General features: G+C 67.3%; 14 protein-coding genes, 1 tRNA gene and 1 pseudogene. 10 read left to right on the top strand and 6 right to left on the bottom strand.

From position 1 onward, the window contains the following. Positions 1 to 259: 259 nt before the first annotated feature. The 4 genes from QH195_RS34340 to QH195_RS34325 all read left to right on the top strand — a co-directional run bounded on the left by QH195_RS34340 (position 260) and on the right by QH195_RS34325 (position 6318). Complete coding sequence (locus tag QH195_RS34340; protein ID WP_280422116.1) at positions 260 to 1879, top strand: acyl-CoA synthetase; 1620 nt, start codon at positions 260 to 262, stop codon at positions 1877 to 1879. A 172-nt stretch (positions 1880 to 2051) separates the two neighbouring features. Then, complete coding sequence (locus QH195_RS34335) at positions 2052 to 3698, top strand: acyl-CoA synthetase (RefSeq protein ID WP_280438453.1); 1647 nt, start codon at positions 2052 to 2054, stop codon at positions 3696 to 3698. Positions 3699 to 4151: 453 nt separating this feature from the next. Continuing rightward, positions 4152 to 4706: a hypothetical protein gene (locus tag QH195_RS34330; RefSeq protein WP_280438452.1), complete on the top strand. Its 555-nt coding sequence runs from the start codon at positions 4152 to 4154 to the stop codon at positions 4704 to 4706. A 166-nt stretch (positions 4707 to 4872) separates the two neighbouring features. Beyond that, entirely contained in the window at positions 4873 to 6318 is a 1446-nt protein-coding gene (locus QH195_RS34325) for a PepSY-associated TM helix domain-containing protein (RefSeq protein WP_280438451.1), read from the top strand. 113 nt (positions 6319 to 6431) lie between these two features. On the opposite strand, the gene galK is transcribed toward QH195_RS34325, so the two are convergent. Then, positions 6432 to 7577, bottom strand: a complete 1146-nt coding sequence (galK, locus tag QH195_RS34320; RefSeq protein ID WP_280438450.1) for a galactokinase — start codon at positions 7575 to 7577, stop codon at positions 6432 to 6434. Between the two features lie 417 nt (positions 7578 to 7994). On the opposite strand from galK, the gene QH195_RS34315 reads away from it, so the two are divergent. Beyond that, positions 7995 to 9392, top strand: coding sequence for a GGDEF domain-containing protein (locus QH195_RS34315; RefSeq protein ID WP_280438449.1), 1398 nt, complete (start codon positions 7995 to 7997; stop codon positions 9390 to 9392). Between the two features lie 70 nt (positions 9393 to 9462). Here the strand turns inward: QH195_RS34315 and QH195_RS34310 are convergent, their stop codons facing one another. Then, entirely contained in the window at positions 9463 to 10221 is a 759-nt protein-coding gene (locus QH195_RS34310) for a DUF6319 family protein (RefSeq protein WP_280422122.1), read from the bottom strand. A gap of 157 nt (positions 10222 to 10378) precedes the next feature. Here QH195_RS34310 and QH195_RS34305 point away from each other — a divergent pair, with 157 nt between their 5' ends. Next, positions 10379 to 11188, top strand: a complete 810-nt coding sequence (locus tag QH195_RS34305) for a nuclear transport factor 2 family protein (RefSeq protein WP_280422123.1) — start codon at positions 10379 to 10381, stop codon at positions 11186 to 11188. A gap of 463 nt (positions 11189 to 11651) precedes the next feature. Beyond that, complete coding sequence (locus QH195_RS34300) at positions 11652 to 12653, top strand: AurF N-oxygenase family protein (protein WP_280422124.1); 1002 nt, start codon at positions 11652 to 11654, stop codon at positions 12651 to 12653. A 47-nt stretch (positions 12654 to 12700) separates the two neighbouring features. On the opposite strand, the gene QH195_RS34295 is transcribed toward QH195_RS34300, so the two are convergent. After that, positions 12701 to 13429: a TetR/AcrR family transcriptional regulator gene (locus tag QH195_RS34295; RefSeq protein WP_280438448.1), complete on the bottom strand. Its 729-nt coding sequence runs from the start codon at positions 13427 to 13429 to the stop codon at positions 12701 to 12703. A gap of 501 nt (positions 13430 to 13930) precedes the next feature. On the opposite strand from QH195_RS34295, the gene QH195_RS34290 reads away from it, so the two are divergent. Next, positions 13931 to 14116 carry a hypothetical protein gene (locus tag QH195_RS34290; protein WP_280422126.1) on the top strand — a complete coding sequence of 62 codons (186 nt, stop codon included), beginning with the start codon at positions 13931 to 13933 and terminating at the stop codon, positions 14114 to 14116. 45 nt (positions 14117 to 14161) lie between these two features. On the opposite strand, the gene QH195_RS34285 is transcribed toward QH195_RS34290, so the two are convergent. Continuing rightward, positions 14162 to 14707: a hypothetical protein gene (locus QH195_RS34285; RefSeq protein ID WP_280422127.1), complete on the bottom strand. Its 546-nt coding sequence runs from the start codon at positions 14705 to 14707 to the stop codon at positions 14162 to 14164. 102 nt (positions 14708 to 14809) lie between these two features. Between QH195_RS34285 and QH195_RS34280 the strand changes: the two genes are divergently transcribed. Continuing rightward, complete coding sequence (locus tag QH195_RS34280) at positions 14810 to 15766, top strand: helix-turn-helix transcriptional regulator (RefSeq protein WP_280438447.1); 957 nt, start codon at positions 14810 to 14812, stop codon at positions 15764 to 15766. Here QH195_RS34280 and QH195_RS34275 read toward each other — a convergent pair. Together QH195_RS34275 and QH195_RS34270 are read right to left on the bottom strand one after the other, a co-directional pair. After that, on the bottom strand, positions 15685 to 16143 hold the full coding sequence (locus QH195_RS34275) for a nitroreductase/quinone reductase family protein (protein ID WP_280438446.1): 459 nt from the start codon (positions 16141 to 16143) through the stop codon (positions 15685 to 15687). The genes QH195_RS34280 and QH195_RS34275 overlap by 82 nt on opposite strands. A gap of 677 nt (positions 16144 to 16820) precedes the next feature. Then, positions 16821 to 16894, bottom strand: a tRNA-Met gene (locus tag QH195_RS34270). Between the two features lie 534 nt (positions 16895 to 17428). On the opposite strand from QH195_RS34270, the pseudogene QH195_RS34265 reads away from it, so the two are divergent. Beyond that, a pseudogene (locus tag QH195_RS34265) lies at positions 17429 to 17761 on the top strand (transglycosylase family protein); the annotation flags it as partial. Positions 17762 to 18015: the final 254 nt, after the last annotated feature.

The following is an 18015-nucleotide window of genomic DNA, read 5'->3' as shown; positions in this document are numbered from 1 at the left end:
TACGCGCGGGGCGAAATCACCTTCCCTTCGTGGGGCTCGGTCAACACATTCCCGGGCTGAATAATCCACAAGCTGGGGAACGCGCCGTATATCCGCCGCGTGCCCTTTCATGGGATGTTCCGGCCATTGCGGCGGTGTCGTTTTTGTCCGGTGCGTACGTTGTGAGCGGACGCACTTTCACTGCTACCGTGAGCCCCGATATGCCGTTCGGAATCGCTAGGTCGAGTGCCGACGCGAGGATCTGTGGAGGTGTTCGAGGGTGAACCTGGCGCATACGCTGGAGACTGTCAAGGCATATGGGCTGCTGCAGTCCAGTGGATTCATCGATCTGAAGAATCCGGGGGAAACCCTGCGGACCCTCAAGGATTCCAAGACCTATATTCCGCAGGCGACGCTGATCATGCATTCGGCCCGGATCGCCCCGGACGCCCCGGGCCTGGTCGACGAGCGCGGCGAGCTGACCTACCGCGAACTCGACGAGCAGTCCACGAAGATCGCGCACGGCCTGCGCAAGGCCGGCCTCACCGAGGGCACCGTGATCGGCATCCTGGCCCGCGACCATCGCGGCCTGATCCTGTCCATGGCCGCCGCCGGCAAACTGGGCGTGAAGATCGCCCTGATGAACACCGGCTTCGCCAAACCACAGTTCGCCGAGGTGTGCGAACGGGAGAAGGTCAAGGCGGTCCTGCACGACAGCGAGTTCCTGGGTCTGCTCGACGCCCTGCCCGCCGATATGCCACGTTTCCTCACCTGGGTCGACGAGGGCACCGAACTCCCCGAAGGCGCGAAGAGCCTCGACGATCTGATCGCCGAGAACGGTCTCGGTGAACTGCCCGTGCCCAGTAAGCCCGGCGGTTTCATCATCCTGACCAGCGGCACCACCGGACTGCCCAAGGGCGCGCCGCGCGAGAAGGCCTCCCCGGTGGCCACCGCTCAGTTCCTGGACCGCATGCCGTTCCGCAAACGCGCCACGATGGTCATCGTGTCGCCGATCTTCCACAGCACGGGCCTGGGTACCTGGCTGGTGGCCACCGGCCTGACCAACAAGATCGTCATGCGGCGCCGGTTCGACGCCGAGGCAACGCTGAAGATGGTGTCCGACCACAAGGCCGATATGCTCGTCGCGGTGCCGACCATGCTGCACCGGATGGTGGAGCTGCCCGCGGAGGTCCGGGCGAAGTACGACACCTCCTCGCTGAAGGGCATCGTGCTGGCGGGATCGGCACTCTCCCCGGAACTGAGCATCCGCGCGGCCGAGGTTTTCGGGCCCGTCGTGCACAATCTCTACGGGTCCACCGAGGTCGCCATCGCGACGGTGGCCAAGCCGGACGAGCTCGCCAAGGCCCCCGGCACTGTGGGCCGGCCTCCGCTGACCTGCGATGTGCGGTTGTACGACGACAACGACAAGCAGGTCACGGCAAAGAACGTCACCGGCCGGATCTTCGTCCGCAGCGGAGCACCCTTCGAGGGTTATACCGATGGCCGGCACAAGCAGATCATCGACGGCTACATGTCGAGCGGGGATGTCGGCCATTTCACCGAGGACGGCCTGCTGATGGTCGACGGCCGCGACGACGACATGATCGTGTCGGGCGGCGAGAACGTCTTCCCACAGGAGGTCGAGAATCTGCTGCTCGAACGTGCGGACATCTTCGATGCCGCCGTGGTCGGCGTCGACGATGTGGAGTTCGGCAAGCGGTTGCGCGCATTCATCGTCGCCGAGCCCGGCCACACCCCGACCGAGGACGAGATCAAAACCTATGTGAAGGAGAACCTCGCCCGCTACAAGGTCCCGCGCGAGGTGGTGTTCCTCGAAGATCTGCCGCGCAATCCCACCGGGAAACTGCTGCGCCGGGTCCTGGTGGAATACGAGGTCTGACAGCCTCTCTCGGTGAGGTAAACCGGGAGATTCCACAGCGAAGTCCCGGTTTCCTTACTGTCCGAGACAATGTCGGCGCACCAGCGGTCCGGATTGCTAGGGTTGGCACAGCACCAGATTTCGAACAGGTGAGCCGCCGGTCCGGCGGTTGCGCCGCGGAAGGTTGTCGCCGATGACATTGTCGCTGCCCGGCCCCGTTCGCAAGGTCGGCGATATCGCGCTGGCCGTGAACGTGATGCGTAAACGCGGCCTGTTCGATCCGCTGCGGCTCGATCACGCCGTCAACTCGATGGTCAATGCGGGCAGATACGGCCCGTTCGCCGCGGTTGTGATGCATGCCGTGCAGGACCGGCCCGGTGCACCCGCGATCGTCGACGAAAAGGGCGAACTCACCTTCCGCGAGCTCGACGAGCAGTCGAATGCCTTCGCGCGCGGCCTCGTCGAACGCGGGCTGCGTGCCGGTGATGTGGTTGCCATCCTGGCCCGCGACCATCGCGGCATGGTGCTGAGCATGCTGACCTGCGGCAAATTGGGGCTGCGCGCAGTGTTGATGAACACCGGCTTCGCCAAACCCCAGTTCGCCGATGTGGCCGAACGTGAGCAGGTCAAAGCCGTTCTGCACGACAGCGAGTTCTTCGAGCTGATGAGCGCGATCCCGGCGTCCATCCCGCGCATCCTGACCTGGGTCGACGACAAGGACAACGCGGATCCCGCGATCCCCACCGTCGAATCGGTATCCGCCGGCCGGTCCACCGCGCCGCTGACCGCACCTCGTAAACCCGGCGGTACGGTCATCCTGACCAGCGGTACCACCGGCACTCCGAAGGGCGCCCCGCGTGACAAGGTGAGCCCGTTCATCTCTGCCCAGTTCATCGACAGGGTGCCGCTGCCCAGCAACGGCACGATGGTGATGGCGGCCCCGATCTTCCACGGCACCGGACTGTCTCAGTTCAGCCTCGGCCTCGGCCTCGGCAACCGGGTGATCTTCCAGCAGCGGCGTTTCGACCCCGAGCTCACCCTGGCCAATATCGAGCACTACCGCGCGGATTCGCTCATCGTGGTGCCGACCATGCTGCAGCGCATACTCGATCAGCCACGCGAAATCCTGGACCGCTACGACGTGTCCTCGCTGCGGGTCGTCTTCGCGGCCGGATCGGCCATCCCGCCGGATGTGGTGGTGCGCACCGGCGAATACTTCGGCGATGTGCTGTACAACCTGTACGGCTCCACCGAATGCGCGGTGATCACCGTGGCCACTCCGGAGGAACTGCGGGCCGAGCCGGCCACGGCGGGCCGGCCGCCGGTCGGGGTTCGGATCGCGCTCTACGACGAGAACCGCAAGCGGATCACCGAACCCGGGGTGACCGGCACGATTTTCATCGACAACCCGCACGCCTTCAAGGCCTACACAGACGGCCGCACCAAGGAGCAGGTGGACGGCATGATGTCCTCCGGCGATGTCGGGCACCTCGACCGTAACGGCCTGCTGTTCATCGACGGCCGCGACGACGACATGATCGTCTCCGGCGGCGAGAACGTCTTCCCACAGGAAGTCGAGCATCTCATCACGAACCGACCCGACGTCCTGGAGGCCGCGGTGGTCGGCGTGGACGACCGCGAATTCGGCAAACGACTCCGGGCCGTGGTGGTGCCCGGCCCCGGTTCGGCACGGGACCCGCAGGAGATCAAGGACTACGTCAAGGCGAACCTCGCCCGCTACAAGGTCCCTCGCGAAGTGATCTTCCTCGACGAACTCCCCCGCAACGCCACCGGCAAACTGCTCCGCAAGCCCCTGACGGAGCTGAATCCCGACCGGTGATCGGGTGTTTCGGTTCGATACCGCGCGGTCCGCCACGGGTAGTCCAGCAGGCTCCACACCGCACCGTACACATCGGGCCGGGGGCGCAGATCCGGTGCGCTCCGGGGTCCGCCACCGAATCCGGACATCGCTCCTTGCCGCGAACTCCGGTTCAGCAAGGCCAGGTCGAGCGATGACACCTCTGCCCGCATTCGGGAAGAACACCGACCCCGCGAGACGTGGTGGTCCGGCATCGCCTCTCATCACGCCGCGCGCCCGCAGCGGAACCGGCCGTGCGAGCCCCCGAAAGTCGGCCCACGCAATCCGACACGATCAACAACGGCACCGGCGCAGCACACTCCCGAATATCCGCGCCCACTGAACCCGATACAGCCAGCAGCCGCCCGAGGCTCAGCGCGGCAACGCGAGAACGACGGCTACGAGTCCGGCGAGAAACACCGCTATCATCGTCCGGTGCAGATCAGGTTCGGCGCCACCCATCCGGTGGACCGTCGCGGTGCCGCCCGCGTTCGCGGCGCGGTGGCCGGACTGATCTCCGGCAGCGTCGCTGTGGCCGCTCACGGCTGGGCGACGCCCACCGCGATCCCGGACAGTACGGCGATCATGCTGCTCGGCGCCACTACCGCGGTGCTGGGGGCACTGGTATCCGGGCTACGTACCGGGCCGGCCGGGCTCACCGCGACCCTGGCCGTCGGCCAGTTGCTGGGCCACTTCTGTCTCGGCTGGGGTAGCGGACACCTGCATCACGGTGACCTGCAACTGACCCCCGCGATGATCGCGGCGCATGTACTGGCCGCGTGGGCCGCCGCGCTGCTCGTGCGTGGCGCCGAGACCGCCTACCGGGCCGGTGCAGTCGCGCTGTCCCGGATCATCCCGCTGTTTCCGCGGGTCCCGGCGATCGCCGGTCCGGCGCCGCTGCGTACGGCGCACCGCGATCGCCTGATTCCACGCATCCTCGTCACCGGTACCGGGGGTACTCGCGCCCCGCCCGCGACCGGCCTGGTCTGATCTCTCGTTCCGGCCTGCGGGCCGCACCGTGCCTCCGTCGCACGGTCGCACCGTCGTCCGCGCCGGATTTCCCCTCCCGGTCGAGCCGTAGCCGGCCGCCGGGGTCTGTGCGCACGCCCGGCACCGTCCGGTGGTGCGCCCGAACCAGCACAGGCAGGTAGCAACCTTGAGTACCACCGAGGTCGCCGCGGCACGCCAGGACGGCACGCCCGCGACGAACACGAACGGGCCGGGCAAGGGCGCATTCCGCGCGCTCGCGCTCCGGCTGCATTTCTACGCCGGCCTCTTCGTGGGGCCGTTCCTCTTGATCGCGGCGGTGACCGGAGCCCTCTACGCGATCTCCCCGACCCTCGAATCCTTTACCGACCGAGATGTGCTGTACACGGATACCGAGGGTCCGCAGCGGCCGCTGTCCGAGCAGGTCTCCGCGGGCGTCGCGGCGCGTCCGGACCTCACCCTGGTGGCGGTCGCTCCGGCGCCGGAACCGGGCGAAACGACCCGCGTGCTGTTCGGCGATCCCCGTCTCGGGGAATCCGAGCGTCGCGCGGTCTTCGTCGATCCCGTCACGGCACAGCCGGTGGGCGAATCGGTGGTCTACGGAAGCTCCGGCGCGCTGCCGGTCCGGGCCTGGATATCTCAGGCACACCGCCACCTGCACCTGGGGGAACCGGGTCGGCTGTACTCCGAACTGGCGGCCTCGTGGCTGTGGCTGATCGCACTGGCCGGGCTGGTGCTGTGGGTACGGCGAGTGCGGGCACGCCGGCAGCGCAATTCCGCGGCCTGGCTGTTCGCCCCCGATCCGACACCGAATGCGCGCGGCCGGCGCCTGAACTGGCACGGTGCGGTCGGTATCTGGATCCTGCCGGTTCTGCTCCTGCTGTCGGCAACGGGACTCACCTGGTCGACCTATGCGGGCGCCAATATCGAACAGGTGCGGGAGACCCTCAGCTGGACCACACCCGCGGTCGAGACTGCGCTTCCCGATACAGCGTCCCCCGACCACTCCGGCCATGCCGGTCACCACGGCGGACCTGCGGCGACACACACCGTTCCCGCCGAGCGGATCGAGCAACTGGACACCGTACTGGCCGCCGCCCGCGCCGCCGGAGTCACCCAGGCTGCCGAGATCAGCGTCCCGGGCGCGGACGCCGGCGCCTTCGCGGTCAAGGAACTGCGCCGGTCGGGCACCCTCACGGTGGATGCGGTCGCGGTGGACGGCACCACCGGCGCGATCACCGACCGGCTGCCCTATTCGGAGTGGAATCTCATGGCCAAACTGGCCAATTGGGGTATCCAGCTCCATATGGGCCTGATGTTCGGCCTGCTCAACCAGTTACTGCTGCTGGCGGCGATGGTCGGCCTGGTCACCGTGATCGTGCGCGGCTACCTCATGTGGTGGCAGCGCCGGCCCGCCACCGCCGGCACCTGGCGCGCCGCCGGTAAACCCCCACAGCGCGGGGTACTGCGCCGCTCGCTGCGGCTCGCTGTCCCGGTCTCGGCGGTCGCAGCGCTGGTCGGCTGGTTCGCGCCGGTTTTCGGCCTGAGTTTGCTGGCCTTTCTGATGGTCGACATCATTGTCGGCCGAGTACGGAGGCCACGAGCGGCCGGCTGAGCAATCCGACGCATACGCCGTGGCCCGGGGCCGACCTGAGCACTGCTGCGCCCGGATTCACGGTCTTTATCGGGCTGCCGCCGTTCCGGCACCCGGCCCCGCTGTGCAGAGATTCACCTGAGTGGTCCGGCGCCCGGCCCGGCGATGGCTTCGAACATCCTCGAACGGTCATAGCCGATCTCGGCCAGACGCTGCCGTACCGCCTCCCCGACCCGCTCGGCGTCGGCGGTATCGACCAGGGCGATGATGCTGCCCCCGAATCCGCCGCCCACCATGCGCGCCCCGTACGCCCCGGCTGCCTGCGCAGTGTCGACGGCCGTATCCAGCACCTCGGTGGAGACGGCGAAATCGTCACGCAGCGAGGCGTGTCCCTCGCTGAGCACGGGGCCGATCGCCCGGGGGTCCGCACCGTCGCGGAGCAGTGCGGCCACCCGGCGTACCCGTTCGTTCTCGCTCACCACATGGTGTGCGCGCCGGTACAGCACGGGGTCGGCGAGGCCGGTGAGTTCGTCGACACCGCCGATATCGCGCAGCGTTGCCACACCGAGCTCCGCTGCTGCCTCGGCACATTCGGCCCGGCGGGTGGCGTATCCGCCGTCGGCGTGCTCATGGGCCTGACCGGTGTCGACGACCAGCAGTCGCAGGTCTGTCGCCGCCAGGTCGAACGGGAGTTGTTCACAACCCCCGGTTTCCGCGCGCTGGAAGGCTCGTACGTCCAGGAAGAGCGCGTGTCCGGCGGTGCACAGGATCGAGGCGGCGTGATCGAGGATTCCGGTGGGCGCGCCCACATAGTCGTTCTCGGCGGCGCGGGCGATATCGATCAGCTCCCGGTCGCCGGTCGCCGGCGCGCACAGATCGCGGACGGTCACCGCGGTGGCACAGCACAGGGCCGCCGAGGACGATAATCCGGCGCCGGCCGGTACCGCGCCGTCGAATTCGAGGTCCAGCCCCTCGATCCGATGCCCGCGGCGCCCGAACTCGGCGAGGACCCCGAGGGGATACCGCGCCCAGGCCGGGACCCGGTCGCGTGCGGCGGCCAGGTCCGCGGCCGGTAGTTGCACCGGTTCGTCCGGGCGCTGTCGTGACCTGACCCGTACCCGCTCGCCGGCGTTCCGGACGCCGCGGCAGGTGACCGCCAGCGGGATCGCGATCGGCAGGACGAACCCATCGTTGTAGTCGGTGTGCTCACCGATCAGGTTGACCCGGCCGGGCGCCGACCAGGCGCGGCGCGGATCGGGCCTCTCCTCGCTTCCAGTCACGGGTCCACCGTACGAGCCGCAGCGGGCGGCCGGTCGGTACGCCGCCGGTGGTCGAGACACCTGTTACGACGTTGTTGCGCCAAGACAGCGACAAATTCGGCACTGCATGTCATCATCGGACCAATAGTCCAGTTTTGGGGTCGGACGCGTAGCGCCCGGCTCGGACGTCCCCTCGTACAGGAAGACTCGGTTTCGTCAGCCGCCGCTCGTTGGGCAGGTAGAGCACGACAGACAAGGATTTCCGACCTGAGACGCGGCTCGATTTCACCGGGAATGGAGCGACAACAAGGGGGGCTGATGATCATCAGCGATCCACAGCGTGCAGGACGGTACGGTTTACACGGGATACGTTGCTGGGCGGTAGTTTCTGCGATCGCCGGTGCCGCGGTCGCGGTTCACCTCGTTGTCGAGTCCCGCATGCTGTCCTTGTCGGTGGCGGTATCGGTAGCGCTGGGCGCCGTGGCGGCGATCGTGATCGGGGTACGCCGGCACCGGTCGGCTCCGGCCCTGCCCTGGTATCTGCTGGCGGCCTCGGCCGTCCCGTTCGCCGTCGGTACCGTAGTCCGCGAACTGACCCAGGCGGCGTCCACCCCTCTCGACGAGATCTGCACCCTCACCGGATATATCGGAACGGCGCTGGCTGCCTTGCTGTGGCTGCGTCCGCGCCAGGCCCGCGCGCATCCCGATGTGCTGCTGGACTCGGGACTGATCGGGCTCGGCGCGCTCCTCGCGGCCTGGATCTTCCTCATCGCCCCCGTTCTGCATTCCGACGAGGCGGCCATGAATACCTTGACCGCAGTGGTATTTCCCGTTTTCGATGCGCTGCTGCTCACCCTGCTCGCGCATTCCATGGCGACGTCGAGCCGGTCGGAAACCGCGCTGCGCCTGTTACATCTCGGCGTCGCAGGCGCCTTGCTCACCGATATCGGCTACCGCCTGGCGGCGGCGGGCACACTGACGGTGGATCCGAACGTACTGCTGCTCCCGCTCCTGGGTACCTACGTGGCGGTAGGAGCCGCGGCGCTGCACCCGACGATGACGGCGTTGAGTACACCGCGGCCGATCCGGCTGCACCATTCCCGGCAGCGTGCCAGCGTAATCGCCGTGGCCCTGGTGGTTTCCTCGCTCGTTCCGGTGGCACGGGCCCCGCTCAGCCCGCTCGATCAGGTCATCGTCTCGGTGGTGCTGGCACTTCTTCTGATCGGATTGCTGATTCGCAGCGAACGCGCCATCGGGCGTAGTGCTCGCAGCGAACGTCAGGCGCAGTACCAGGCCGATCACGATCCCCTCACCGGACTGCTGAACCGTTCGGCGCTTTTGCGCGTTCTGCACCGCGAACATCGTGACTGGGCCGAGCGGCCGCTGTGCCTGCTGTTCGTCGATCTGGACGAGTTCAAGGCGATCAACGACAGTTACGGGCATACGGTCGGTGACGAATTGATCGCCGAAGCCGCGAATCGGATTCGCACCGCCGTACGCCGCGACGATGTGGTGGCCCGGTACGGCGGCGACGAATTCGTCGTGCTGGCACCGCTGGATCGCGACGAGGCGACCAAAATGGCCGAACGCCTGCTGGGCGCCTTCATGAAACCGTTCCGGCTCAGTATCGGCGAGGTGCCGCTCACCGCCAGTATCGGGCTGGCCTGCGGCGGACCGCGCACCATCGATGCCACCGTCGACGACCTCATCCGCGACGCGGACGCGGCCATGTACCTGGCGAAGCGCCGGGGTTTCGGCTACATGTTCCACGACGCCATGCGGCACACCCCGGCCGAGCCGATCCAGCACAGCTGGCACCGGGAGACAGCGGTCTGACAGCCGGATACGCCCGGACGGTGCGCAGGGAAAGCCCGGCGCCACCGAATCCGATTCCGGCGCGGAGGGCTCAGTCCGACAGTTCCTCGAGCAGTTTGCGGGCCTGTTCCAATTCGGCCTGCAGTTGCTGGACTTTGGCTTCCTGTGCGCCTCGGACCGTTTCGAGCAGGCCTTCGACCACCTCGGCGACCTCGGGGTGCAGCAGTTTCGCCGCCTGGGCCACCGCCGGACCACCGACCGGCAAGGCGCGCGCGGTGCGTTTCTTGCCGCTGGTCACATCGACGGTCCACTCACCGTCGGCGCTGCCGTTGATGGTGACAACGACCTCCGGTGTCTTCGCCTTGCGCGCGGCGGGTGCTTTGGCCGCCTTGGCCGGGGCCGGTGTCCGCGGCGTTGCTGCCGGTTTCGTCTCGGCCGCAGACTTGTTCGCGGTGGTGGCAGCGGATTCGGAGGCCCGTTTCTCGGAGGTGGTCTGGGACGCAGCGGTGGGCACGGGCGCTTCCTTCGGCTCGGGAGTGTTCTGGGACTGTGGTGCGGCTTTCGACGCCGCGGGCGCCGGCCGGTCACGCGGCGGTTTGGTGAGTGTCACCTCGGTGGGCCCGAAGGAGAGTACGTCCTTGGATCCGGTGGGGCGGACCTGCAGGAAGTCCCCGTCGGCCGGGTCGCCGAGCGAGACGACCTTGCCCGAACGCCCTTCGGTGACCCCCACCGCCGCGGCGGTGAACCACACCATCGGCGGGCGGCCCGCTTCGATCTCCGCGGAGATCTGCTCGAGGTCGTTGTCGGACAGGGGTTTCGGCTTCGCGTTCGATGGTGTTCGCGACGGCATGGGCACTCCGGGGCAATCTCACTGTTTCGTCGAATAGCTGCGTGCACAGATGATGCCGCACCGCACCGACATCTTCACACGCAGGCATGGCAAGACCTTCCGACCCTGATAGAACGTGTTCTACTATGGCCGCGACCCGGACACCGAAGGAGGCATCGTGCCGCTGGACCCGACCGCCATCGAGCTACGGGACGCCGTGCTCGCCTCCCCGCGCGCGGTGGCCGCACACGATCGGGCCGCCTGGGTGGGCCTGTTCACCCGCGACGCGGTGGTCAACGACCCCGTCGGTTCCGCCCCGCACCGCGGCCACGACGCGATCGCCCGCTTCTACGACACCTTCATCGCCCCCAACGACATCGTCTTCGACGTGACCCACGATTTCGCGGGCCCCGCAACCGTCGTACGCGACCTCACCATCACCATCACCATGTCGACCGGCGCCCGGGTGCGCGTCCCGATGCATCTGCGCTACGAGATCACCACGGAAGACGGTGATCTGCGCATCTCTCATCTCGCGGCCTACTGGGAACTGCTGCCGATGGTCGGGCAGCTCATGGGAACCGGTATCGCCGGCCTGCGCGCAGGCACTCGCCTCGGCAGGTTGCTGCTGCGCAACCAGGGCGTGTCCGGGCTGATGGGGATGGCCCAGGCCGGTACGGGTATCGGGCGGACCGGCAAGGAGATCGCGCACCGGCTGTGTACGGCCGCGGCCGCGGGAGACGCGGCGACCGTCACCGAACTCGCGGGCGGCCGCGAAACGGTGCGGTTGTGGTCGGGTGACTCGATTACCCCCGGTGAGCTGGCGGCGCGCGCCCGTGGACTGCGCTGTGGGAAAACCCTCGCGGCGGGCCGCTCGGTGACCGTCAGTGGCGAGACCCCGGACGGACCGGTGCTGTTGATCCTCGACTTCCACCCGTCCGCGCCGCGCCTGGAAACTCTCCGCGTCTACACGAACACGGTCGCCTGACGTAGGGCCCGCCGGAACGGCCTGTGCCCGAGGTTCACACCATCACCGCGACACCGACCGATCGAGACACCTCCCACCGCGCCATCGCTGGTGTCGAGCTCCGTTTCCGCGGCGACGGTTTCCGGCCCAGCGAGACGGCACATCGGCGGGCGAAGTGCATTCCACGACGGCCGGTCGTGAGCGAGGGGTCTCGGCTGCCACGTCGGGCGTAGGCTCCGCCGAACTGCGACGCCGGGACGCACCCGGATCGGCCAGGGCCGAGTCTCGCGAGGGCCCGGTCTGCGCACTCCGTTCCCGTCGCACCCAGGCAACGACCGGCCGACCGGGTCGCGACAAGTGTCGTAGCACTCGCCCAGCTCAGAGCACGATTCCGTTGCGACGACTACTCTCCTATTTACTGAGACTCCAAGTCCCGGTAAATTTCCGTAGAGAGATGTACGCCATTACGCACGAGGAGGCACCGATGACGCCGTCGACTCTGCCCCGGGCCCCGAAGCTGGATGCCCGGTACCGCGAGATGCTGGAAACGCTGTCGGAAGGCTCGGTGCGCCGCCGCTTCGACCCTTATCTCGATATCGACTGGGACGCACCCGAGCTGGCTCTCGACCCCGACGATCCGCGCTGGATCCTCTCCCCCGAATACGATCCGCTCGGCGCCACCAGCTGGTATCAGCAGTTGCCGGTCGAGAAGCAGATCGAGATCGGGCGCTGGCGTATCGCCAACGCCATCAAGGTGGGCGCAGCCTTCGAAACCGTGCTGATCCGCGGCATGATGCAGTACATCGCGAAACTGCCCAACGGGTCGCCGGAGTTCCGCTACTGCATGCACGAGATGACCGAAGAATGCAATCACATCCAGATGTTCCAGGAACTGGTGAACCGGATCGGCGACGACGTCCCCGGGATGCGGCCGATCTTCCGGGCACTGTCTCCGTTCATCGGGGTGGCGGGCGGTTACGCCCATGTCATTCTCTTCCTCGGCATCCTGGGTGGTGAGGAACCGATCGACCACTACCAGAAGGCGATGATCCGCAACGGCGCGAATCTGCCGCCACTGGTGGTGCGGACGATGGAGATCCATATCGCCGAGGAAGCCCGGCACATCTCCTTCGCGGGCGAATTCCTGCGCGCACATATCGAGAAACTCGGCCCGGTCTCGACCGCGCTGTGCGGAATCTCGTTCCCACTGGCACTGCGCTGGCTGGCCGGCGAGATCATGGCACCACCGCCGGAGTTCGCCCGGCGATTCGGCGTACCGCGCTCGGTGATCAAAGAGGCCTTCTGGCGCAGTCCGCACTCGCGCGGGATTCTGTCCGGCTACTTCGGCGATATGCGCACCCTGGCCGACGAGCTGGGCCTGATGAATCCGGTCACCACCCGGCTGTGGCGGGCCTTGGGGATCGACGGCGACCGTTCGCGCTACCGCAGCGAACCGGAACGCCGGATCCGCCCCGCCGTCGCCTGACCTGCACTCGGCCCTGGACCGGTCCCCTCCGGCCCGGGGCCGAATGCTCACGGGGTGACGCTGAGCCCGGCGACCACCTCGGCGAGTTCGCGGTCCGGATCCACCACCACGCCGACCGCGCGGGCGGCGCCGTCCAGGACGAACCACGCGTAATCGGCCAGATCGGCGACCACCTCGGCGCGGGTCCGCGCGGGCCGCGGATCGGCGACCCAGGCCGCGAGCACTCCTTCGACCATCGTCACCACGGCGAACGGCACCGGTTCCAGGGCCGCCGAGTCGACACCCACGATCTCGCCGATCGCCTCGATCAGTTCACGCGAACGTTCCGAGATGCGGATTTTCAGGCTGCTGATGGCGTCGACATTGTCGGGACCGCCCGCCGGCGGCCCGGACCGCGCGAACGCGGTGAGGTTGGGGTGATCACCCATCCAGTCGGCCACCGCCCGCACGGTGCGGGTGATGATCTCGCGCACCGACCCGGTGGATACGTCCAGTTGCGCGTCCAGCACGGTCCCGAGATCGTCGATCAGATACGACCGGATCCGCCGGTCCAGATCTTCGCGACCGCTGAATTGCCGGTACACCACCGATTTGGCCACCCCGGCCCGTTTGGCGATCTGGAGTACCGGGATCTCCGCGCCGGCCGGCTTCTCCTCGAGCAGCTCCACCGCGGCCTGCAGGATCTTGCGCTGCCGATCGGTGTTGTGCTGCTGCCAGCGCGCCTCGTACCCATTGACCGCCCCCGGGATCCGCGACCGCGGTGAAGCCACCGACATGCCTGGCAGTGTACCCAGCGCCGCCGCGGTGGCCGCACGCATGGCGGGCCGGTTCTTCACGGCGATTTCACCTGCACCCTCCATCTTGCACTGGCAAATGAAAGAACATTTACACATACATTAATGCGATATTTCACACGCGGCCCGTGTAATGCTCCCGCCATATTTTACGAACCGGTCGTTTTGTCGACAACGATCGGGCCAGCAGACCCTGGAAGACTCCGAAACCGTTCTCGCACAGACTCATCCACATTACCGGTGTCGAGAGAAGGATGGCTACGCTTCGAATCCGGAAAATCGGCCCGCCACAAATGGGAGCGCGGTCCTGTCGAAAAAGGCTAGAATTGCGGCACATTGGTACCGGGCGGGTCCGGCGATCTGCTGTCACAACGTTGCTCGGTCGCGGGATTTCCGGCGAACCGGTTTCAGGGGGCGGCGAAATCGAAGCAGCGTACCCACACGTGGCGATCCGCCGGCGCACCACGCGTACAGGAGGCAAGGATGCCCGACAACACCGGCCCCGAGGAGAACGACGTGGAAACGACGACCGCCGACCACACCCCCGTGATCTGGCCCGAGCCCAGCAGGCTGGAGGCCTGGTGGCGCGACATCATGGCCGACCCGGGCGCGGGGAGCGCGGCCGGCGAGCCGGAGCCCGTCCCACCTACGCTCACCCGCAACGCCTGAACACCGGGACGCTCGGGCGCGCACCCGCGAGCCGGACGACTGCGGTCAGCCACCGCTGGGCCGAACCCACCGTCGTAGCGCGTCGATGGTGGTTTCGGGTTCGGTGTTGAAACAGAACTTGATGCCGGGAACGAGTTCGTTCACCACGTTCAGCAGCCGCTCGAACAGCAGCGTGTGCTCTTCGGCCATGCGCACACCTGCCCCGATCATCGCCACCCCGAAGCTCCGGCCGTCCACACATTCGCGGATCGCGGCTTCGGCGGCATCCGGGTCGGCGCCGACCTGGCAGGTGACGATATCGAAACCTGCGTCCCGCAGGGCCGTCTCGCCGCGCGTGATCGCGGCCTCGAGCATTTCCTGCGTGACACCCGGGTACTTACCGAAATCGACCGCGCCGGGGTGCAGCCCCACCGAGAGCACGCGATCGCTGGGCGCCGAACCTGTGGTCATCTCGTCGTCCTGCCTTCCTTGGAATATCCATACCGCCGTGGCGAGCACCGACACTGCCACCACGGCCGCGGCCGTGACGACCGCCGCTTTCCGTACGAATCCGCGCGGTACGGTCCGCACGCCGTCGGGTTGTCCGTTCACCCCTCGCACTATCACGGGCTATGCGGTGCACGGCCAGGGACCGGTCCGGGGTAGGACCGGCAGTATCACCCCGAGCGGCCGTTCCTGCGGCAGGATGGAGCGATGGACAGAGCCGAACTCGGCACGGTGTTGCGGGCGGCCCGGTCCCGGCTCGAACCGGCCGATGTGGGCCTGCCCGCCGGTCGCCGACGGCAGGTTCCGGGACTGCGCCGGGAGGAAGTCGCGCAGCTGGCCGGAATCAGCGTCGCCTATCTGACTCGCCTGGAGCAGGGCCGCGGGCCACTGCCCTCGATCCAGGTTCTGGGCGCGCTCGCCACTGCCCTGCGTCTCGGCGACAACGATCGCGAGCTGATATTCCACCTGGCCGGCTCCGCTCCGCCGCCGGCCGCCGTGGTACCGCGGCAGGTCTCACCGAGCGTCCGCACCCTGCTCGCCCACCTGGCCGACCTTCCGGTGCTCGTCTTGTCGGCGGCCGGTGATGTACTGGCCTGGAATCGGCTGACGAGCGAACTGCTCGGCGATTTCGGTCGGCTGCCACCCGAAGGACGCAATATCCTCCGGTTGCGCTTCCTGGGCGCCGGACTGCCCCGGATGACCGCCGAATCGATGCGGGCGATCCCCGCGGAACACTGCGTGGGCAGTATGCGCGGCGCGCTGGCGCGGTACTCCGGCGACCGAGCGCTGGCCCGGCTGGTCGCGGAACTACGGGCAGGCAGCCCGGAGTTCGAGCGGACCTGGCGCGCCGGTACGTCGCGCACCCTGCGCTCGGGGACGGTCACCATCGACCACCCGGAGTTCGGGCCGCTGACCGTGCACGGTGACGCCCTGCGCCTGCCCGACACCGATCAGACCGTGATCATCTACACCCCGGCGCCGGGAAGCGCAGCGGACGCGATCTTCCGCCGGTGGCGTGACCATGGCGAGGCTCCGACGACGACTCCCGATGCCGAACCCCTCCGCGGCACTTCTGTCGTGCGTTACGAGACCGGGTTCGCGGGCCCCGAATCGGAGCGGGGGGTGAGCCGTACCAACGGGATCTCGCGAGTGGTGCGCTTCTGATAGTCGCCGTAGACCGGGTAGTCGGCGACGATCCGGGGCCATAGCAGCGCCCGCTCCTCCGGGGGCAGAACGCGGGCGGTCATCGGCCTACGTGGCCCGTTGCGAAAGGCGACCTCGACCGCCGGATCGGCCCGGAGATTGTGGTACCACGCAGGATTGGCCGGGTCACCTACGCGGGAAGCGACGACCGTGTAGCTGTCGCCGTCCACGATCGGCGCGGTGAGCATGACCGAACGAGGGCGGCCGGATTTCCGGCCGATGGTGATCAGTTCGAGAGCCGGCATCCCGAAGTACTCGGTCCCCAGACGGCCGAAGCTGAGGCGCAAGAGTGCGCGGTGCGCCGTATTGACGGCCCTGAGCGTGAGATTCGACGGCATAGCAGTGATCCTCCGGTTCGCGGCAGCGCGTACCAGCAAACCAGTTCGGGTCTCGGTCCGGCAACGCCCGGCATGGGTGCGAGATACTCGGGCAGCGTTCTCGGTAACCGCCGTCGATCACCCACCCTTCTGACACTGCCTCGATCCCGTTGCGCCGCGCTATGTTCGCCATCGCGCCGAACATGTTTCGTTGCCATTGCGTGACTTGGCCGGGTGGGACCCCGATGAATTACACCGATGCAATTCGCCCGAACAATTCCGCCGAGTCCCGAAAATGCCTGATCTCACCGAGTTCTCGAAGGTTTGTTCACGCCCGATGGACCGGCGTCGAACCAGGAATGCCTGGCAATCAAGATAATTAGCCGAGCATTTGCTATACCGCATCAACACTCAACGCGAGACATCAATAGAGCCCTGGGGTAGCGACGAAAAATGGTCCGCTCGGGGCCGAGTCCCGAACTCCGGCCGGCCCCACCTCGGCACGACCCTCACCCGTTCCGGCAATCCAGCCACAACCAGCCCACCCACCAACCAGCCACCGCGCCGAAAAAGAGAGGGTTACGACTGGTCGGGCCTCCCTGCAGCTGCGCCGAGTACGACCAGGACACCGGGGGAACACACCCCGAACACAAAGGAAGGCCCCGGAGAGGAGTTCCTCTCCGGGGCCTTCCCGGTAGTAGCGGGGACAGGATTTGAACCTGCGACCTCTGGGTTATGAGCCCAGCGAGCTACCGAGCTGCTCCACCCCGCGTTGGGTGAACACAACATTACACACGACCTCGCAGCAATGACAAATCGCCAGGTCAACCGCATTTTCAGAGCCACAAGCCACCCTGAACCACACCCGAACACGCTCGAGCACGGGAAAATCGATGATCGCCGATACCGCACCATTACATCGGCCCCAGTGAGCGTTAGCGGATCGATTGCCTCAGATCTCGAACGCGATACGCGTGACACGAATTACGATTTTTCGGTGATCCCCGTCACATTTCCGTGTGATCACGCGACCGACTGGGTAGGGGAAATCCGGATTATGACCAGCAGTTTTCCATATATTCCCGGCCGTTGCCAATGGACATATTGATAGTTATCGATACGTGATCTGCGGAGATTTCTTCGTTACGGTCGTTCGCAGGCCCCGACCAGACCGGGACGGGCCGGCCGAACCGGAGAACACCGGCAACCCTGTCCCACGGTTCGGATCAAACCCCGACACAACACCTGGGGACAGGGGCACGCAGCTTCCAACGCGCTGCCGGTGGGCACAGGGAGGGATTCGCATATGACCAAGACCCGAAAGTTCAGCACCCGCGCCCTCGGTATGACCGCTATCGCCGGGGCTCTCGTTGCCGTACCGTTCGGTCTTTCCACCGCCACCGCCTCGGCCTACTCGGGCAACTGGGACGCTGTCGCCCAGTGCGAGAGCGGCGGCGACTGGTCCATCAACACCGGCAACGGCTACTACGGCGGCCTGCAGTTCTCCCAGAGCACCTGGGAGGCCAACGGTGGTAGCGGCTCGGCACACAACGCCAGCCGTGAGGAGCAGATCCGCGTCGCCGAGAACGTGCTCGCCACTCAGGGCCCCGGCGCCTGGCCGGTGTGCGGTTCATACCTGTGACACCGCACGGCGCCTGACCGGGCGCCGGTCACCGCGTAAACGAGAGGCGGGGGGGGGGCACCGGGGGGGGGGGGGGGCGGGGGTTTATTTGGGGGGGGGGGTGGTGGGACAGGATAATAGAGGCGGGGCCGGGAGGTGTCGGCTCAGCCGAAGGCGGCGGTGGCCAGCATATAGGCCATTCCGAGGTCCATGATCACGTGCGGTAGCACCCCGAGCGGGATACCACGGCCCGGTGTGGCCGGGTGCGCCGC

The organism is Nocardia carnea, assembly GCF_029868855.1.
GTDB lineage: Bacteria > Actinomycetota > Actinomycetes > Mycobacteriales > Mycobacteriaceae > Nocardia > Nocardia carnea_A.
The sequence above is the reverse complement of the archived record's forward strand: the minus strand, read 5'-3'. Positions and strand labels throughout refer to the sequence as shown.